This is a genomic window from Cedecea colo, assembly GCF_011808225.1.
Taxonomy (GTDB): Bacteria; Pseudomonadota; Gammaproteobacteria; order Enterobacterales; family Enterobacteriaceae; genus Dryocola; species Dryocola colo.
In genome coordinates this window covers 555,345-570,012 of record NZ_SOYS01000002.1, presented here as the reverse complement: position 1 = coordinate 570,012, position 14,668 = coordinate 555,345, and the positions used below count along the sequence as shown (strand labels likewise).

The 14,668-nt window shown below is 51.1% G+C and carries 23 protein-coding genes; 4 read left to right on the top strand and 19 right to left on the bottom strand.

Going from position 1 to position 14,668, the window contains the following annotated elements:
* Positions 1-220: 220 nt before the first annotated feature.
* Genes modA through modC form a run of 3 tightly spaced genes read left to right on the top strand, consistent with a single transcriptional unit; the run spans position 221 to position 2,744 of the window.
* A complete protein-coding gene (gene modA / locus E2L00_RS07195; protein WP_167609024.1) occupies positions 221-994 on the top strand; it encodes a molybdate ABC transporter substrate-binding protein in 774 nt (257 codons plus the stop codon).
* A complete protein-coding gene (gene modB / locus E2L00_RS07190; RefSeq protein WP_167609021.1) occupies positions 994-1,686 on the top strand; it encodes a molybdate ABC transporter permease subunit in 693 nt (230 codons plus the stop codon). Before modA ends, modB begins: the two co-directional genes overlap by 1 nt.
* Positions 1,686-2,744, top strand: a complete 1,059-nt coding sequence (modC, locus tag E2L00_RS07185) for a molybdenum ABC transporter ATP-binding protein ModC (protein WP_167609018.1) — start codon at positions 1,686-1,688, stop codon at positions 2,742-2,744. The genes modB and modC overlap by 1 nt, the downstream gene beginning before the upstream one ends.
* Here the strand turns inward: modC and E2L00_RS07180 are convergent, their stop codons facing one another.
* Positions 2,745-3,563, bottom strand: a complete 819-nt coding sequence (locus tag E2L00_RS07180; protein WP_167609015.1) for a pyridoxal phosphatase — start codon at positions 3,561-3,563, stop codon at positions 2,745-2,747.
* A 141-nt stretch (positions 3,564-3,704) separates the two neighbouring features.
* On the opposite strand from E2L00_RS07180, the gene pgl reads away from it, so the two are divergent.
* The gene (gene pgl, locus E2L00_RS07175) at positions 3,705-4,703 is read left to right on the top strand and encodes a 6-phosphogluconolactonase (RefSeq protein ID WP_167609013.1); all 999 of its coding nucleotides are present in this window, start codon (positions 3,705-3,707) and stop codon (positions 4,701-4,703) included.
* Between the two features lie 230 nt (positions 4,704-4,933).
* On the opposite strand, the gene E2L00_RS07170 is transcribed toward pgl, so the two are convergent.
* From E2L00_RS07170 to E2L00_RS07080, 18 genes are all read right to left on the bottom strand, one after another.
* The gene (locus tag E2L00_RS07170; RefSeq protein ID WP_167609010.1) at positions 4,934-6,232 is read right to left on the bottom strand and encodes a putative acyl-CoA thioester hydrolase; all 1,299 of its coding nucleotides are present in this window, start codon (positions 6,230-6,232) and stop codon (positions 4,934-4,936) included.
* 135 nt (positions 6,233-6,367) lie between these two features.
* Positions 6,368-7,438 carry a tyrosine-type recombinase/integrase gene (locus E2L00_RS07165; RefSeq protein WP_167609007.1) on the bottom strand — a complete coding sequence of 357 codons (1,071 nt, stop codon included), beginning with the start codon at positions 7,436-7,438 and terminating at the stop codon, positions 6,368-6,370.
* Positions 7,416-7,634: an excisionase gene (locus E2L00_RS07160; RefSeq protein ID WP_167609003.1), complete on the bottom strand. Its 219-nt coding sequence runs from the start codon at positions 7,632-7,634 to the stop codon at positions 7,416-7,418. The genes E2L00_RS07165 and E2L00_RS07160 overlap by 23 nt, the downstream gene beginning before the upstream one ends.
* Positions 7,635-7,738: 104 nt before the next feature.
* Complete coding sequence (locus tag E2L00_RS07155; RefSeq protein WP_167609000.1) at positions 7,739-8,173, bottom strand: hypothetical protein; 435 nt, start codon at positions 8,171-8,173, stop codon at positions 7,739-7,741.
* Positions 8,170-8,673: a PDDEXK family nuclease gene (locus E2L00_RS07150; protein WP_167608997.1), complete on the bottom strand. Its 504-nt coding sequence runs from the start codon at positions 8,671-8,673 to the stop codon at positions 8,170-8,172. The genes E2L00_RS07155 and E2L00_RS07150 overlap by 4 nt, the downstream gene beginning before the upstream one ends.
* Positions 8,674-8,748: 75 nt before the next feature.
* Positions 8,749-9,159 (bottom strand): hypothetical protein, encoded by a 411-nt coding sequence (locus E2L00_RS07145; protein WP_167608994.1) that lies wholly within the window; start codon positions 9,157-9,159, stop codon positions 8,749-8,751.
* Positions 9,152-9,826, bottom strand: coding sequence for a hypothetical protein (locus E2L00_RS07140; RefSeq protein ID WP_167608991.1), 675 nt, complete (start codon positions 9,824-9,826; stop codon positions 9,152-9,154). Before E2L00_RS07140 ends, E2L00_RS07145 begins: the two co-directional genes overlap by 8 nt.
* On the bottom strand, positions 9,823-10,350 hold the full coding sequence (locus E2L00_RS07135; RefSeq protein ID WP_167608988.1) for a hypothetical protein: 528 nt from the start codon (positions 10,348-10,350) through the stop codon (positions 9,823-9,825). The genes E2L00_RS07140 and E2L00_RS07135 overlap by 4 nt, the downstream gene beginning before the upstream one ends.
* A 385-nt stretch (positions 10,351-10,735) precedes the next feature.
* Positions 10,736-11,032 (bottom strand): DUF1317 family protein, encoded by a 297-nt coding sequence (locus tag E2L00_RS07125; protein WP_167608982.1) that lies wholly within the window; start codon positions 11,030-11,032, stop codon positions 10,736-10,738.
* 2 nt (positions 11,033-11,034) lie between these two features.
* Positions 11,035-11,595, bottom strand: coding sequence for a hypothetical protein (locus tag E2L00_RS07120; protein ID WP_167608979.1), 561 nt, complete (start codon positions 11,593-11,595; stop codon positions 11,035-11,037).
* Positions 11,595-12,416, bottom strand: coding sequence for a PD-(D/E)XK nuclease-like domain-containing protein (locus tag E2L00_RS07115; protein WP_167608976.1), 822 nt, complete (start codon positions 12,414-12,416; stop codon positions 11,595-11,597). Before E2L00_RS07115 ends, E2L00_RS07120 begins: the two co-directional genes overlap by 1 nt.
* Positions 12,416-12,703, bottom strand: coding sequence for a host nuclease inhibitor GamL (gamL, locus tag E2L00_RS07110; protein ID WP_167608973.1), 288 nt, complete (start codon positions 12,701-12,703; stop codon positions 12,416-12,418). The genes E2L00_RS07115 and gamL overlap by 1 nt, the downstream gene beginning before the upstream one ends.
* A gap of 99 nt (positions 12,704-12,802) precedes the next feature.
* The gene (gene kil, locus E2L00_RS07105; RefSeq protein ID WP_167608970.1) at positions 12,803-12,958 is read right to left on the bottom strand and encodes a host cell division inhibitory peptide Kil; all 156 of its coding nucleotides are present in this window, start codon (positions 12,956-12,958) and stop codon (positions 12,803-12,805) included.
* Complete coding sequence (locus E2L00_RS07100) at positions 12,943-13,074, bottom strand: hypothetical protein (protein WP_167608967.1); 132 nt, start codon at positions 13,072-13,074, stop codon at positions 12,943-12,945. Before E2L00_RS07100 ends, kil begins: the two co-directional genes overlap by 16 nt.
* 91 nt (positions 13,075-13,165) lie before the next feature.
* Positions 13,166-13,312 (bottom strand): hypothetical protein, encoded by a 147-nt coding sequence (locus E2L00_RS07095; protein ID WP_167608964.1) that lies wholly within the window; start codon positions 13,310-13,312, stop codon positions 13,166-13,168.
* Between the two features lie 42 nt (positions 13,313-13,354).
* Positions 13,355-14,107 (bottom strand): methyltransferase, encoded by a 753-nt coding sequence (locus E2L00_RS07090; RefSeq protein WP_167608960.1) that lies wholly within the window; start codon positions 14,105-14,107, stop codon positions 13,355-13,357.
* A 93-nt stretch (positions 14,108-14,200) separates the two neighbouring features.
* Positions 14,201-14,428 carry a hypothetical protein gene (locus E2L00_RS07085; protein ID WP_167608957.1) on the bottom strand — a complete coding sequence of 76 codons (228 nt, stop codon included), beginning with the start codon at positions 14,426-14,428 and terminating at the stop codon, positions 14,201-14,203.
* Positions 14,429-14,430: 2 nt separating this feature from the next.
* Positions 14,431-14,667, bottom strand: coding sequence for a hypothetical protein (locus E2L00_RS07080; protein ID WP_167608954.1), 237 nt, complete (start codon positions 14,665-14,667; stop codon positions 14,431-14,433).
* Position 14,668: the final 1 nt, after the last annotated feature.

Sequence of the window (14,668 nt, the reverse complement as noted above, 5' to 3'; positions counted from 1 at the left end):
TGGTTATCAGCCGCAAATTAACTCGTTGATTTTGGTTATTTTTTATTCGGAGATATACGTTCAGCCTGTGTTGGTTGAGAGTTTATCATCAGTCTGCAACGCCCGCTTATGCGGGCGTTTCTTGTTAAAGACCTTTCTTTTTCTGCCGATAATATTTGTATCTTCTTGCGCAGTATCGTTATATTACCGCGGACATAACGAAACTCAATGGAGTAATAACATGACTAAGCAGTGGGTACGTCTCGCATTTGGCGCAGCGTTGAGCGTCAGTCTGGCAGGCCAGGCATTTGCCGCTAACAGCAAAATTACCGTGTTCGCCGCGGCATCGTTAACTAATGCGATGCAGGACATTGCCGCGCAGTATCAAAAAGGGAAAAACGTCGAAGTGGCGTCTTCTTTTGCCTCTTCTTCCACCCTGGCGCGTCAAATCGAAGCGGGTGCGCCTGCGGATTTATTCATTTCTGCCGATCAGAAATGGATGGATTACGCGGTAAGTAAAGACGCGATTAAAACGGATACTCGCGAAACGCTGCTTGGCAACAGCCTGGTGGTCGTTGCGCCAAAAGAGAGCAAAACTGGCGATGTGGCGATTAACGCCAAAACCGACTGGACAGCGTTGCTGAAAGGCGGGCGTCTGGCCGTGGGCGATCCTGACCATGTACCGGCCGGGATTTATGCCAAAGAAGCGCTGCAAAAACTGGGCGCGTGGGAGACGTTATCCCCTAAACTTGCGCCTGCAGAAGACGTGCGCGGCGCGCTGGCGCTGGTTGAGCGAGATGAAGCGCCACTGGGTATTGTCTACGGCTCCGACGCCGTTGCCAGCAAAGGCGTGAAAGTGGTGGGCACCTTCCCGGAAGACTCCCATAAAAAAGTGGAATACCCTATCGCGATTGTAAAAGGCCACGATAACCCAACCGTTACCGCATTCTATGGCTATCTGCAAGGACCGGAAGCGGCAGCTATCTTCCAACGTTACGGATTTACGACCAAATAATGTTATTGACCGATCCCGAATGGCAGGCGGTATTGCTGAGCCTGAAAGTCTCGACCCTTGCGGTGCTGTTTAGCCTTCCTTTTGGGATCTTCTTTGCCTGGGTGCTGGTGCGATGCCGCTTCCCGGGCAAAGCCTTGCTCGACAGCCTTATTCATCTCCCCCTGGTATTGCCGCCCGTAGTGGTTGGCTATTTACTGTTGATTGCCATGGGGCGACGCGGTTTTATCGGGGAGTGGCTATACGATGTGTTTGGCATCACGTTCGCGTTTAGCTGGCGTGGCGCGGTACTGGCGGCTGCGGTTATGTCCTTCCCGCTGATGGTGCGGGCGATTCGCCTGGCGCTGGAAGGCGTGGATATGAAGCTTGAGCAGGCTGCCCGCACGCTGGGCGCCGGACGCTGGAGAGTCTTTTGCACTATTACCTTGCCGCTCACCTTGCCGGGAATTATCGCCGGAACGGTGCTGGCCTTTGCCCGCTCGCTGGGTGAATTTGGCGCGACTATCACCTTCGTATCCAACATTCCTGGCGAGACGCGCACCATCCCTTCTGCAATGTATACCCTGATTCAAATCCCCGGCGGCGAAAGCGCCGCAGCCCGTCTGTGTATGATTTCCATCGTGCTGGCGCTGGTGTCATTGCTGGCGGCGGAGTGGCTGGCCCGTCAGAGCCGTAAACGGACAGGGGCGATATAATGCTGGAGCTTAATTTTGTACAGACGCTTGGCGACCACCGTCTGACAATTAATGAAACCTTGCCGGGCGATGGGATTACGGCGGTATTTGGCGTTTCCGGCGCGGGTAAAACTTCGTTGATAAACGCTATCAGCGGTTTGACGCGCCCGCAGCAGGGCAGAATTGTGCTCAACAATCGCATCCTGAGCGATGCTGAAAAACGCCTCTTTCTGGCGCCGGAAAAGCGCCGTATAGGTTACGTCTTCCAGGACGCGCGTCTTTTCCCGCATTATCGCGTGCGCGGTAATCTTAAGTACGGCATGAACAGAAATATGGCCGGGCAGTTCGACAAACTGGTGGCGCTGCTTGGCATAGAGGATTTGCTGGAGCGTTTTCCGTGGAGCCTGTCCGGCGGCGAAAAGCAGCGTGTGGCAATCGGGCGCGCGCTGCTGACATCACCGGAGCTATTGCTGCTGGATGAACCGCTGGCCTCGCTTGATATTCCCCGCAAACGCGAGCTGCTGCCCTACCTGCAACGCCTGGCGCGGGAAATCAATATTCCCATGTTGTATGTCAGCCACTCGCTGGAAGAAATCCTGCACCTTGCGGATAAAGTGCTGGTGCTGGATGGCGGCGAGGTAAAAGCTTTTGGCAATCTCGAAGAAGTATGGGGCAGCAGCGTTATGTATCCGTGGCTGCCAAAAGAACAGCAGAGCAGCGTGCTGAAAGTCACCGTCATGGAGCACCATCCGCATTACGCTATGACAGCCCTGGCGCTGGGCGACCAGCATATCTGGGTGAATAAGCTGGATAAACCGCTACAGGCGCCGCTGCGCATTCGCATTCAGGCTTCAGATGTCTCGCTGGTTTTGCAGCCGCCGGTAAACAGCAGTATTCGTAACGTGTTGCGGGCAAAAGTAATGCAGTGCTTTGACGACGACGGGCAGACCGAAGTGCAGCTGGAAGTCGGCGGCAGAACGCTTTGGGCGCGCATCAGCCCCTGGGCACGGGACGAACTGGCGGTCAAACCCGGCCAGTGGCTGTATGCACAAATCAAAAGCGTGTCGATAACGACCTGATTACAGCAGGTGCCGGTAAAGCGTTTCGGCGATGCCCGCTTCAAGATTGGTACCAATCACCAGGTCCGCGCGGGCTTTAATTGCCTCATCGGCATTGCCCATCGCTACGCCAAGACCGGCGGCTTCCAGCATGCTCAGATCGTTATAGTTATCGCCAAAGGCAATCACCTGATCCATAGATAACCCTTCAGACTCCACCCACTGCGCCAGGCGCTTGCCTTTGCTGTTGCCGCTCTGCGCGACATCTACCTGAGCGTGCCACGACCATTCACAGGCCAGCCCCAGCTGCTGTTCCACCGTTTTTGCGAAGCCTTGCAGTTTAGGAATGTTTTCATCGGTGAGGGCGAATTTCCAGATTGCCTCCACGGCGCATGCCGCTTCACGCAGGGAATCCACCTGGCGAAACACCGGACGCTGGGCTTCCGGCAGCGACAGCGCCCACTTTTCAGTGCGCAGCACATGGCCGGTAGGGTATTGATACAGCATGGCGTTATCGACATACATCAGCCCGTGAACATCATGAACGTTGAGCAAATCAATAAGCTGCATAGCCTGTTCAGGCCGCAGCGGATCGGCACTTAAGACCTTATTCGCAAGATAATCATACAAATAAGTGCCATTACAGCAAATTGCAGGTGTATCTAAAGCCAGTGCCTGATAAAAAGGATGGATGGCAACATGATGGCGACCGGTCACGATCACCACTTTGAATCCTGCTTCGCGTGCACGCTGTAACGCGCTCAGTGATTCAGGAAGAATGGTTTTTTGTGGCGTTAGCAGGGTGCCGTCCAGATCAAGGGCGATTACTCGATAAGTCATTTCAGGTTCCAGTCAAATTCAGGTCACAGGGTCTGAGCCGATGGTACACCGCCCGGGGCGTTGTGCAAAATGGCGTCCTTAAACGGCAAAACGGGCTACCCTTGTGACTATCACTCGATACGTTGGGAGGAACGAAATTACATGAAACAAACAGTCTATACCGCCAGTCCCGAAAGCCAGCAGATCCACGTCTGGTCGCTGAATTTACAGGGCGAACTCACACTGGTGCAGGTTGTCGATGTTCCAGGCCAGGTCCAGCCGATGGTTATCAGTCCGGATAAACGTTTCCTTTACGTAGGCGTGCGTCCGGAGTTTCGTGTGATGGCCTGGCGTATTACGCCAGAAGATGGCCGCCTTACCGAAGCGGGCGTCGCCGGGCTGCCGGGCAGCCCGACGCATATTTCCACCGACCACCAGGGCAAGTACCTGTTCAGCGCCTCCTATAATTCCGGCTGCGTCAGCGTAACCAGCCTGGGCGATGATGGCCTGCCGGGCGAGACCGTATCGCTGGTGGAAGGCCTCGAAGGCTGCCACTCGGCCAATATTTCTCCGGACAACCGCACGCTGTGGGTGCCGGCCCTGAAACAGGATCGCATTTGCCTGTTTACGCTCTCTGACGATGGCGCGCTGGTGGCGCAAAATCCGGCTGAAGTGGCGACGGTAGAAGGCGCGGGCCCGCGTCATATGGCCTTCCATCCTAACCAACAGTACGCCTACTGCGTGAATGAGCTGAACGGCTCTGTTGACGTGTGGGAGCTTAAAGATCCGCACGGCAAAATCGAGTGTGTGCAAACGCTGGATATCATGCCGCCGGACTTCGCAGATACCCGCTGGGCGGCGGATATTCATATCACGCCAGACGGTCGCCACCTCTATACCTGCGATCGTACCGCCAGCATCATCACTATCTTTAGCGTCTCTGAAGACGGTAGCGTGCTGTCTGTTGAAGGCTACCAGCCAACGGAAACCCAGCCGCGCGGCTTTAATATCGATAGCAGCGGTAAATATCTGATTGCGGCGGGACAGAAATCTCACCACATCGCGGTATACCAGATTAACGGCGTGCAGGGCCTGCTGGAAGAGAAAGGGCGCTATGCGGTAGGGCAGGGGCCGATGTGGGTTGTGGTTAACGCTCACTGATGTGCCTGACAACACAATAAAAAAACCTCGCGAGCGCGAGGTTTTTTTATTGCTGACAAAGAAGGAAAAAGCGTGGTTTTTCCTTCTTTGTGGTTATCAGCCGAAAATCAATGCATTGATTTCCCTTATTTTTTACTCGGTGGTATAGGTTCAACCTGTGCTGGTTGAGAGTTGGTCATCAGACTGAAACCTCGCGAGCGCGAGGTTTTTTGTTTTAAAGCCCGTACGTTTTACTCGCCAGCAACCGGGCTGCCGACGCCACGGTTGTTGAACTCCCACAGACGATTAGCGTTAGCATCATTCAGATCGCGCTGAACGTTTTCTTTTTCATCTTTCGCACCGGTATTGCCCGTAAACGGACGTTTAGAACCGGCTGCATCACCCCATGGTTTGGCAGTATTAAAGCCTTCGTTAATCACGCTATCGCGGATAACCACTTGCCCGTTAGATGTCTGGCCAGCGGTATAACCGTTTTCGGACGCTTCAACATCCCAGGCGCGACCCAGCAGCGCTTCGTTATCGCCAGCGGCGGTAAAGCGGCTGTTAACAGCGAGGAAACCATAGAACACGTTTGGCAGCGTCGCAGGCGCGAAGACATAGCCTTCCTGCGTGCGGCTGTTAACCAGGCGGAAATCGGTGTTATCAAACACGACCGCACCACGGCCTGTCACTACATCCACATCACCCTCGATGTAGCTGTTGGTTACCAGCGTGCGTGTCTGGCGGTTGTCTAACAGGCGGTTCTGCACATCGCTGTTGGTCACGAAGAAGGTGTTCTGACGGCCCAGCAGATGAACGTTGTTTAACTGGACCTTATCGCCATCGGTACGCAGCGCCACGGCCTGGTGGTTACCGGCATCAACGCTGTCGCCCAGGGTGTTGGCGATGGTCAGATTTTGCAACTGCAGGCCATTGTTCTGCGACCATACTGCTGCGGAACACATGATGCCGACGGTTGCCGAACGGCGGCTCTGGCAGCTATCAAACATATACCAGGCTGGTTTGCCCGGCATATATTTACCGGACGGATTCACCGTGCGACGCCAGGTGGCGACATCGATTTCTGAATCCAGCGGCATGGTGATTTTCACATCTGCGGCATTATCAGTTGTGCCATACAGCGTTACGCTGCCGGAGGAGGCAGGAATATACACGGTGCCCGGATATTCGCCCGGCTGAATGGCGATGTACTGACGTGAGCTGCTGTGCTTCGCAATCGCTGCGTCAACCGCAGCCTGGATGGAAGTATGCGTTACGCCCTGGCCGCCCGCGGCGCCAACCACGAAATCCGGCTGCTGTGGGATGCGAATAGACGACGGGGACCATGACGCTTCATCTTTATTCATGGAAGAGAAATAGCGCGCCTGAACAAAGTTCTGCGCTTCATCCGCCGATAAAATCGGACGAGACTGGGTTCCCGGGGCCACCTGCGTGGATGGGCGGTCTTCTGGCGGCGTTGAGCTACAGGCGCTCAAGGCAACGGCAAAAGCGAGCGCTGCGGCCCGACGAGTAACCGATAATGTGTTCAAGGGTTGCTCCTTGCTGTGCGGTTGAAAAAGGGGTGTCCTCAAGGCCTGCATTTTTATACTAAGTTGGCACGATAAAAACGCCTGCAATATCAGAATATTAAAAGGCACAGGTCACTATCAGTCAAAATAGAATCACTATCTGACTTCCAGCTTGTTCCATTCCCTGCCGCGATCGTCACGATATTGAGCCGCCATGCTGTCAGACTTATGACCCAAAAGGTGTTGAGCAAACTTGTCGCTTACCTGCTTCTCGTATTCCCTGGCAGATAAACTACGCAATTCATGAAACGTGGGCGGGCTGTCGCCGAATGATAGTCCTGATGCCTTTCTGGCGCGCATAAAATAGCGTGATACCGTTCCCGATGAAAGAGGCATATTGCGGGTTGATGAAATTACCGTATCGCCGCTTAGGATAGTCTTGCATTTGAACAACGTATCGCTCAGTACAAGTCCGAGCGAATCGAGTGTGAGGTTAACTGGTATTGCCAGTTTAACGCCAGTCTTCTGCTGTTCAATATGAAGATAATCATCGTGTATGTCGCTCCACTTGATGGCACATAAGTCGCTCACTCGCTGGCCTGTAATTACAGCCAACTCAATCGACAGCGGAACCCACGGAGGCAAATCGGCAGTTGCTGCCATTATCTGCTTGTATTCATCAAGCGTCAGTCGCTCGCGCTTAACCTCGGTTTTCGGTGAACGGGTTGCTGATACCGGGTTGGTTTGCAGATGTCCTTCAGCAATAGCTTCACGGAACATGTCGGCGAGCATTGAGCGTATAAGTTTCGCCGTGGCCGCCTTGCCACTATCAACATAGTCATTAAGCAAAGAAGCTATCTGCTTCGTTGTTACGTCCACAATCGGCGTGTTGCTAATCCTCTCTCTGATGGCCTTAACCTTGTTCCTGTAGTCAACAAGCGTCTTCTTGCTTAACCCCCTCTCATTGATAATCACATCATACCTGTCCAGCCATGAATGGACTGTCATCGCATCATCATTGCTAATCCTTGAGAGAAGTGTTTTCCTTTCTTGTCCTGAGAACAATTCAATGTTTGCCTGGATTGCTTCGGTAACAGCTATTCTCCTGTTTCTACCTAAACCAAACTCCTTACCCGTCCGTGGGTCGCGATAGCAGTAATAGCCGCTATTTCTGATGTAGAGATTCGGTGGCAAATCTCTTCTGTCATGACTTCGCCTTCTTCCCATATCGTATTCTCTTTAAAAGGCTGCCGGTTGGGTGTTGTAGTGGATCAACCTTCACGGCGTTTTCGTCAAACAGATATTCCCTGCCGTCCTTAGTCGGGGCAGGAACAATTCTGCACTCTCTTACCCAACGGCGAACCGTTTCAAGGCTTCGCGGTTTTCGCTGGCGGGCGTTCCATTCTGGAAGCGTTAAGTACATAGTTTTACCTCCGCAATTACACGCAAATAAAAAAGGCTGCACAATGGCAGCCAAGCAATAAAAAAGCCGCTATGTTAGCGGCTGTCAGGTCAGTGGTTTGTGTGTCATTTGGTATTGCCGGGCAACTGCGGCGCTGCTGCTAGCATAGAGCTGTAGCGTTCACGAAGAGACTTACGCCCATAGTCGCTGTCGTTAAAGGCGGCGCACATAGCTTGTGTCGGCTCCTTCGGCACCATCACCCAGCCATCAGGCACGGCAGGGAGTTGCGGGGCGGCGTAGAGATGGCCCGGTTCAACATCGAAACGAAGCCAGCGGATATCACATTTTCGCTCTTCGGTCGGATGATTCCACGAAACGACTGCAGCAACAGGCTTCTCCGCAGCTTCCCGCAGTGCCAGTAGCTCGCTGACAGCAGCTTGGGCGGCAATAAACATAGTGCGATTCTTAATGTCTGCGGGGTGCTCATAGAATGTTTCCCATTCTGCAAGGTCTTCGTTCAGTGCTTCCAGGTGCTCATTGCTCAGGTTTGTTGTTGTCATAAAGCCTCCCCGGATGCCGTTACGGGCAACCCGTCGTAAATTTCGTTAAAGTGACCACGAACTACCATCCGGCGCAGTGCGCTGTACATGAAATCGCACTCAGCTTGCTTGTTTCCGGTAAAAGGCTTTTGGTAATGCCAGTATGTGTTCGGTGGCCAGCCGTGAATCCTCATAACTCTATTACCTTTGACGTGAAGTAAACCCCAGCCTTCAGGCAAATCTTGCACATTGATTATTCCAGGCTCGCACATGAAGAATCGCCAGTCGCCCATGCCTACAGTGGGGTCGATGCGAAAATGCTTCTTTTTGTCTGCGAAAAAGTCACTGCGTGAGCACTTCACTTCGATTAAGCAAGAGACGCCATTTCGAAAGCCGATAGCATCCGGCAGTTCGCCGGTGCCGGAATAGGCGCGGAAGCGGTCATGAAAAGCCACGCCAAATCCGTTTGACTGGAGAAAGCGGGCGGCACGCTGGCAAAGCTCATCGTGTGTCATTGCCATCTCACTCACCCCTCTTAACCCAGCAATAAGCTGCAACAGCAATAATCACAACAGCGTAGATAATTGATGGGGTCACTATTCGCCCTCCACGGTGCCGCCAGCGGCGCGAATTGCTTCGATGCAAGCATCCAAGCCCTGATTAAAACCTACTGCCTCATAAAATTGTTTCGTGTGCATATCAGGAGAGTTACGGTAATCTGGCAGCTTCACGGATAACTGGCTGGACTCTGACGCCTTCACAGCGTTTTTCGTCGCAATGGATGCATAGTTGATCAGTTGCTGGTCCTGCTCTGCGGTCAGTTTATCCAGCTCATCAACGCGCTGCTGCGCCTGCTCCAGCGCCGCTATCAGTGCCTGCATTGTGTCAAACATGTCAGAAAGTGCCTGACGTTGCTTTTCGCTTGTGTGCTCAGGTTCAAAAGCGCCCGTTAGCTTATATAAAGTCGCTTGCACATCGCGTTTTAGCGCTTCGAGTGAGTTAGTCATCGCTGTTCATCCTGAAGTTTGTTTGTTGGCCGTTAGATGCATCATTCATGAATATTTCGGATATGTTGATCAGGGCTTCATAGATACGTTTGTTTATCCGACCATCTCTAAGCTCGATTAATGAAACCCTTGCTATCTCGTCAGCCCTGAACCGCTGCCATGCATGATGAGCCTCCATGGGATCATAAAACCCCCCAAGCTGGATAAGCTTTCCATCTCTATTGGCTCTGGCGGTGTATGTTCTGCAATTAAGTTGCTTGCAGACTCCGATGGGAAGGTCGTTGTTTTTTCTGTAAGAGGTGAATATAAGGTTGTTAATTCTTGAACTTACAAAGCAGCACCTTTCCGGCGAGTAGATGGTGTTTCCTGGTGATAAAATGTCTTTATCGAGATGAAAGAATGAGCCATTTGTATTTCTCATCCTGTATCCGAACTGCGACATTGACCACTCAGCAAACTCATCGAAATTAGAAAATCCGTTTTGACAAAATTTGTAATGTGACCCTTTCCACCTGGTTTCCTTACCATTGCAACGCTTACTCATCCCATTCCACCTGCCGCCGCTGAGTGTTCGGAGTTTAAACCCCGGTTTAGGGCTAAAGGTTTTCATCCACGAACCTGATACATCCATGACATCGTAAGGAATCCTTTCCTCAACGGTGGTCACACTGACTCCTTGCGCAGTTCCTCTAATTTCATATCGATAATTGCCAGCGCTCCAGCGGCACCTTCGCTGAACGGCTTCCCCGGATCACTGCATCGCCTGAATATTTCAATTAACGATTCGCATATTTCTATCTGAGCCTCGTTGCGCACCTCTGCCAGTGCGGCGTCGGTGGCCGGTTCCAGATAAACCTGCAACGCATCGAACAATAACGCCTCAGCGGGATTGACAGAGTTTTGCCTGGCTTCGTATCCGGATAAATTAAGCTTGCTTACAAGACGCCCGATAATTTCGTCTTTCCTGGAATTACACACCGCCAGCGCGTCACGCTTTTTCGTCAAATTTTCGACACCTTCTCTCACTAAAGCGTTAGCCTGCTCAGCGGCTTCCATCAGGCCGTGAACCATGTCCATTTTGGCTTTGAGCGCTGCGTAATCTGTATGTAGCACTAAATCTGTAACAAACGAATCACCGATAACTGGTGGAGAAAGCATTTCGCTCGGTATTGAATAAATTTTAACTGTCATAACCTGTCCTTAAGCGTCCCGTTAATGACGCCTATGTGATAGATGAGTTGATAGAAGGTGAACCGGGGAGATATGCGCTTTTCGTAACTGAGAAGGATGCGGCGGTTAATGATGTCCCTTTGCTTAATGCTTCTGGCTTCCTCTGCCTTCCACGCTTCCTGTATTTCTCCCCAGCATTTACGAGCTGTAGCGCGAATAGCGTTTTGCTCTGCTGTGTCCATGATTCAGTGCTTCGTAGCTTTGATGAACTTGTCGATGTGCCGGTTATCGTTCGGTGACGGGAAGCTATGCCGTGCTTTAAGTTCGGCTTCGGTTGGCATATCAGAAGGAAGCTTCTTTCCTCCAACCACGACCGTTCCGTAATTGTTATTTTCACTGTGCATGATTAGTTACTCGCTGATATAGCGCTAAGCATGTTCTTAACGTCAGAGTTAGTTCTGTCGAGGCGACGAGCTATTGTTACGATATTCCAGTTGGGGTTTCTTTCCTTGAGAAGCTGCAGTTCGTACAACTCCCATTCCTGCTTATGATTTTCCTTTGCCGCCTCGGTTTGTTCAGCTATTTTGTAAGCTTTGAGAGGGTTCTTTGTGAATGTTTTATCTGGCAGCATCCAGCCGCTGTACGCGCTGTAATAGCGCAATACGGTAGTCCCGCACCGTATGTTGTCGTGTGCGTCTTTCATGGCTATTCACCATTTTTATTTTGAAACTCTGATTTACGGCTGCTGTATGCTTCATCCAGCTTTTTGAGTTTGTCCGCGCTGCCAGCTAAAGCTGTTTTGGTTTTCTGATAAAAACGCTCAAGCTTTTCAGAATCAGCAGTAATTGCCTGCTCGCAGAACCATGCAAGCGGGTCGACAATATTTAGCTTTTCAACTCGGTGCTCAACGCGCTTCCCGCGCGATACTGTGAGCATTAAGGAGAAATCAGCATCAATATGGCTCATGGCTTTAACCTTGATTCCACCAACGGCCACACCCCCAAATTTAACGCCAGGGTCACCCACCAGAGTTAATGATTTTCCTACCCAAGAGTGACCATCAGAACCCCAGCCGCCGATAAGTACCCGGCGCATAGATTTCGATGGCTTGTATGGACGCCCTTCATATCCCTCAAGATCAATGAATACCGGCTGGTCTTTGCTTCCCGCGCGAACGGATTTTATTACCGCAGTTATGCTGACAGACTGCACGTCCTCAAAGTTAATCTGGTCTGAGCGTGGAACTACAGTGTTTGAAATGTCCATTATAGATATACCTCGTCGTCAAATTCTTCTTCAAACAGATAGCCAGGAACGTTTATTTCGCTTGATGGCAAAACCATCCCTTCATATTGGAGAGAGGGATCGTCCATGCATCCCAAAAGCATGTCCATTGCTTCAAACATGACTTTCCTGCCGAGTTCCAGTGAGTCCTCGCCGATGTAGTACATGCAGTTTTTGAAAGGTGCAGTGTTTTCGATGGCGAAGAATGCAAACTGGTTAAGCTCTCGCCCGGTGACTAGCTTCAGCACGTACAAGTAAAATGCCGCCTGCACATGGTAGTGATACTGACCGAACGCCTGACTGAATCCTCGCTGCGTTGCATCCCTGCAACTCTTCACATCCAGAGGGTAGGGGTGACTATCTGATAGCCTGTCGAACCGGCATTTTAGCTTTAAGCCAGTTGTGGGGCAGGTGGCGAACATTGAAACTTCTGAGCGCCCTTTTGTTGATAGATAATCAATAAAATCATTGTTCAGTTGTGCCGATTCAATCATCCTGTTTATCGTGTCAACTTCGTTTCCAATGAGTATCTTTTCAGGGTCGCTATCCGCAGCCAGAGTTTTGTATTCCTTTGATGCCCTGGTACTGATGTCTGGTTTAAGTAAGAATTCCTTTTCAAAGACCGTAGGCTCCAGAAGAGCGGCATGGATAGCAGTCCCGATTTGCGCTGATTTACTCCCCTTGAACGGATTAAAGTACAGGTTTGCGGGGCTGACGCTAATCGCCTTGATTGTCGTTGAGCCTATCGACTCATCCTTGTGATAGTCCTCGTTAGACAGATCGTAATAAATACCCGGATGCATCACGCCACATCCCCCATAAATTGTGCCTCGATGAAAAGCTTCTTGGCTTTTGCAAGGCAAACCTGATCAACATATTCTGCATATGCGTCCTGTGCTTCGTCTGAGTCCAAGCCGACCTGATATGGTGAAAATCTGGAATGGGTGGGGTAAAATTCCATTGCGCACTGAGGGAATATTGTTGCCAGTTGATCCGCTTTATTTCGAATCCACTCTTCACGGAAAACCTGCAATTCGTGCTGTACTTCTTTCTGATCTTCGGCACGGTCAAAATTAGCGTAAGCGTTCATGCTGACTCCTTCTGCGGCTCTTTCTTGCCGCCGATTAAATCCTTCATCAGCCGGACAAAGGCTTCTCGTCCGACCACTCTTTAACTGGCTTCTGCTGGCTCATCTATCCCTCCGATACCACGGCAGGTTAATTGCCGATTTCATCTCAGCATTGGCCTGCGCCCACATGCGACCGTCACCCAGATAGCGAGCAATAACCGCCTTGCTTTGGGCTGCTTTGAGTTTGTTGTGGTTAATGCTCAAATATTGCTGCATAGCGCCTCCAGATGTTTACGGGCTGCTTTTATGATTTGTTTAAATCGGCGGGAAAGTTCTGATTCGTGCGGGTAAAAAGCGGACATGACGCCGCTTCCCGCGATGGCGTACATCATGGGAAATTCCTTCTGTTAGTGTTGTGTTCATTCATCAGCGATAGCGCTCAGGAATGGACGCAATAAAAAACCACCCGAAGGTGGCTTGTTACTATGCGAGCTTGTTAACTATTTCCTCGGCGATTTCCTCCGCCTCTTCGTCATAGTTTTCTGCCAATTTATCTACAAAACTGCTCCAGTTTTCTTCAAGAAAATCGCGCAGGTGAGGGGCATATGCATCTTCAACAATTTTCGCCATACTTTTCTCCAGTTAAAAATGCCGCACTTAAGCGGCCTGTAATTAATTTGGTATAACGACAATCACGGTATTAACCATTGTTCCCGATGATTTAAATGCGCCTTCTGGTAACTCTTCAATGTATCCGCCACGATCTTCAATAAGATGCCTGAACTCGGTTGTCAGTCTGTTGCTGCGGAACGTCACTGATGACGCCATAACCGACACTAACAGGCCTCCCGGCTTCAGGAATTTCAGTGCGTGAGTAACGTGCTTGATATCAGCCTGTCGGCCAAATGGAGGGTTCATTACCACACGGTCGTAAAGTTGATTTGGTTGTACGGTAAGAAAATCGACGGGCTCACCAATACCTGACAAGCGAAGATTCAGAGCGTGCAGCGCATCGTTATTGGCTGGCATCAGCTCATACATATCAACCTTCACATCTGCTGCTGCTTCATGGGCAGCTTTAGCAATCGCACCCTGACCAGCGCTAGGCTCAAGAACCATCATCCCATCCCGAATATCTGCCAAATGAATTACGTGTCTGACAACATCTGGTGGGGTAGGGAAAAACTCAAAATCATCCTTCGGCACCACGACATCGCCGGTAAGGATGATTTGCTCAATGCGCTCTGCTGCATCGATATCAAAAACATGTGCCTTGGCCTTGCGGTTCCATTTACCGCCAGCTGCCTCAATCACCTTGTTGGTTCGGGTATATAAATTCCGGTCTAACTGACCAGTGAGGATTAGGTTGTTGCCTTCGCACGTACAGGCACTGAGCACGTTCAATACTTCGTTATCTACACGCATTTAATTTACTCCGGGCAAAAAGAAGCCCGCACAGCGGCGGGCAATCGGGACAGCGAGGGTTTAGTTAGCTCTCAGTGAAAGCTGATGCGGAAGTTACTCTGAGCGGGCTTTAAGCATTGCGTCAGCAGCTTTGAAAGCGATACGGGCGTATCGACTCAGGTCGTCATCAAGTAATCCGGCGTTGGGGTCGGAAAGAATGCCGTTGATAACTTTTGCTGCGAAGTAATCACGTAAAGTCATGCCCTGTGCTTCCTGAGGTAATGGTTTCGAGCGGTAGTAATCCAATCCAGGGAAAGCTGCGCCACCTGTTTTTTTGCTCATATCTATTCTCCTGTAGCCTTGCTGATACAAGTGCTCTGGCTTATTTGTTCAATTAAGTGCTCTTGTGGCACAACAAGCTCTTCATCAAGCCACAAGCGAGCATCATCAGCTTCCTGCTGCGTATCAAACCTGTATGCACCCCAAAGCTGATTGAAATACCCAGGCCCACCCCAATGAGTGCCGGTGAAATACATCTTCATACCGCCATGAATCGTATAAATGACAAACTCCCCGCCCATC

Excerpts from the sequence above, each read along its gene's own strand:
- kil (WP_167608970.1), bottom strand. The coding sequence starts at position 12,958 with ATGCAGCAATATTTGAGCATTAACCACAACAAACTCAAAGCAGCCCAA.
- E2L00_RS07165 (WP_167609007.1), bottom strand. The coding sequence starts at position 7,438 with ATGGGAAGAAGGCGAAGTCATGACAGAAGAGATTTGCCACCGAATCTC.
- modC (WP_167609018.1), top strand. The coding sequence starts at position 1,686 with ATGCTGGAGCTTAATTTTGTACAGACGCTTGGCGACCACCGTCTGACA.
- E2L00_RS07080 (WP_167608954.1), bottom strand. The coding sequence starts at position 14,667 with ATGGGCGGGGAGTTTGTCATTTATACGATTCATGGCGGTATGAAGATG.
- E2L00_RS07180 (WP_167609015.1), bottom strand. The coding sequence starts at position 3,563 with ATGACTTATCGAGTAATCGCCCTTGATCTGGACGGCACCCTGCTAACG.
- modA (WP_167609024.1), top strand. The coding sequence starts at position 221 with ATGACTAAGCAGTGGGTACGTCTCGCATTTGGCGCAGCGTTGAGCGTC.
- E2L00_RS07095 (WP_167608964.1), bottom strand. The coding sequence starts at position 13,312 with ATGGCGAAAATTGTTGAAGATGCATATGCCCCTCACCTGCGCGATTTT.
- pgl (WP_167609013.1), top strand. The coding sequence starts at position 3,705 with ATGAAACAAACAGTCTATACCGCCAGTCCCGAAAGCCAGCAGATCCAC.
- E2L00_RS07150 (WP_167608997.1), bottom strand. The coding sequence starts at position 8,673 with ATGGCAATGACACACGATGAGCTTTGCCAGCGTGCCGCCCGCTTTCTC.
- E2L00_RS07160 (WP_167609003.1), bottom strand. The coding sequence starts at position 7,634 with ATGTACTTAACGCTTCCAGAATGGAACGCCCGCCAGCGAAAACCGCGA.
- E2L00_RS07135 (WP_167608988.1), bottom strand. The coding sequence starts at position 10,350 with ATGACAGTTAAAATTTATTCAATACCGAGCGAAATGCTTTCTCCACCA.
- E2L00_RS07155 (WP_167609000.1), bottom strand. The coding sequence starts at position 8,173 with ATGACAACAACAAACCTGAGCAATGAGCACCTGGAAGCACTGAACGAA.
- E2L00_RS07090 (WP_167608960.1), bottom strand. The coding sequence starts at position 14,107 with ATGCGTGTAGATAACGAAGTATTGAACGTGCTCAGTGCCTGTACGTGC.
- gamL (WP_167608973.1), bottom strand. The coding sequence starts at position 12,703 with ATGAACGCTTACGCTAATTTTGACCGTGCCGAAGATCAGAAAGAAGTA.
- E2L00_RS07100 (WP_167608967.1), bottom strand. The coding sequence starts at position 13,074 with ATGATGTACGCCATCGCGGGAAGCGGCGTCATGTCCGCTTTTTACCCG.
- E2L00_RS07145 (WP_167608994.1), bottom strand. The coding sequence starts at position 9,159 with ATGACTAACTCACTCGAAGCGCTAAAACGCGATGTGCAAGCGACTTTA.
- modB (WP_167609021.1), top strand. The coding sequence starts at position 994 with ATGTTATTGACCGATCCCGAATGGCAGGCGGTATTGCTGAGCCTGAAA.
- E2L00_RS07085 (WP_167608957.1), bottom strand. The coding sequence starts at position 14,428 with ATGAGCAAAAAAACAGGTGGCGCAGCTTTCCCTGGATTGGATTACTAC.
- E2L00_RS07115 (WP_167608976.1), bottom strand. The coding sequence starts at position 12,416 with ATGCATCCGGGTATTTATTACGATCTGTCTAACGAGGACTATCACAAG.
- E2L00_RS07125 (WP_167608982.1), bottom strand. The coding sequence starts at position 11,032 with ATGAAAGACGCACACGACAACATACGGTGCGGGACTACCGTATTGCGC.
- E2L00_RS07120 (WP_167608979.1), bottom strand. The coding sequence starts at position 11,595 with ATGGACATTTCAAACACTGTAGTTCCACGCTCAGACCAGATTAACTTT.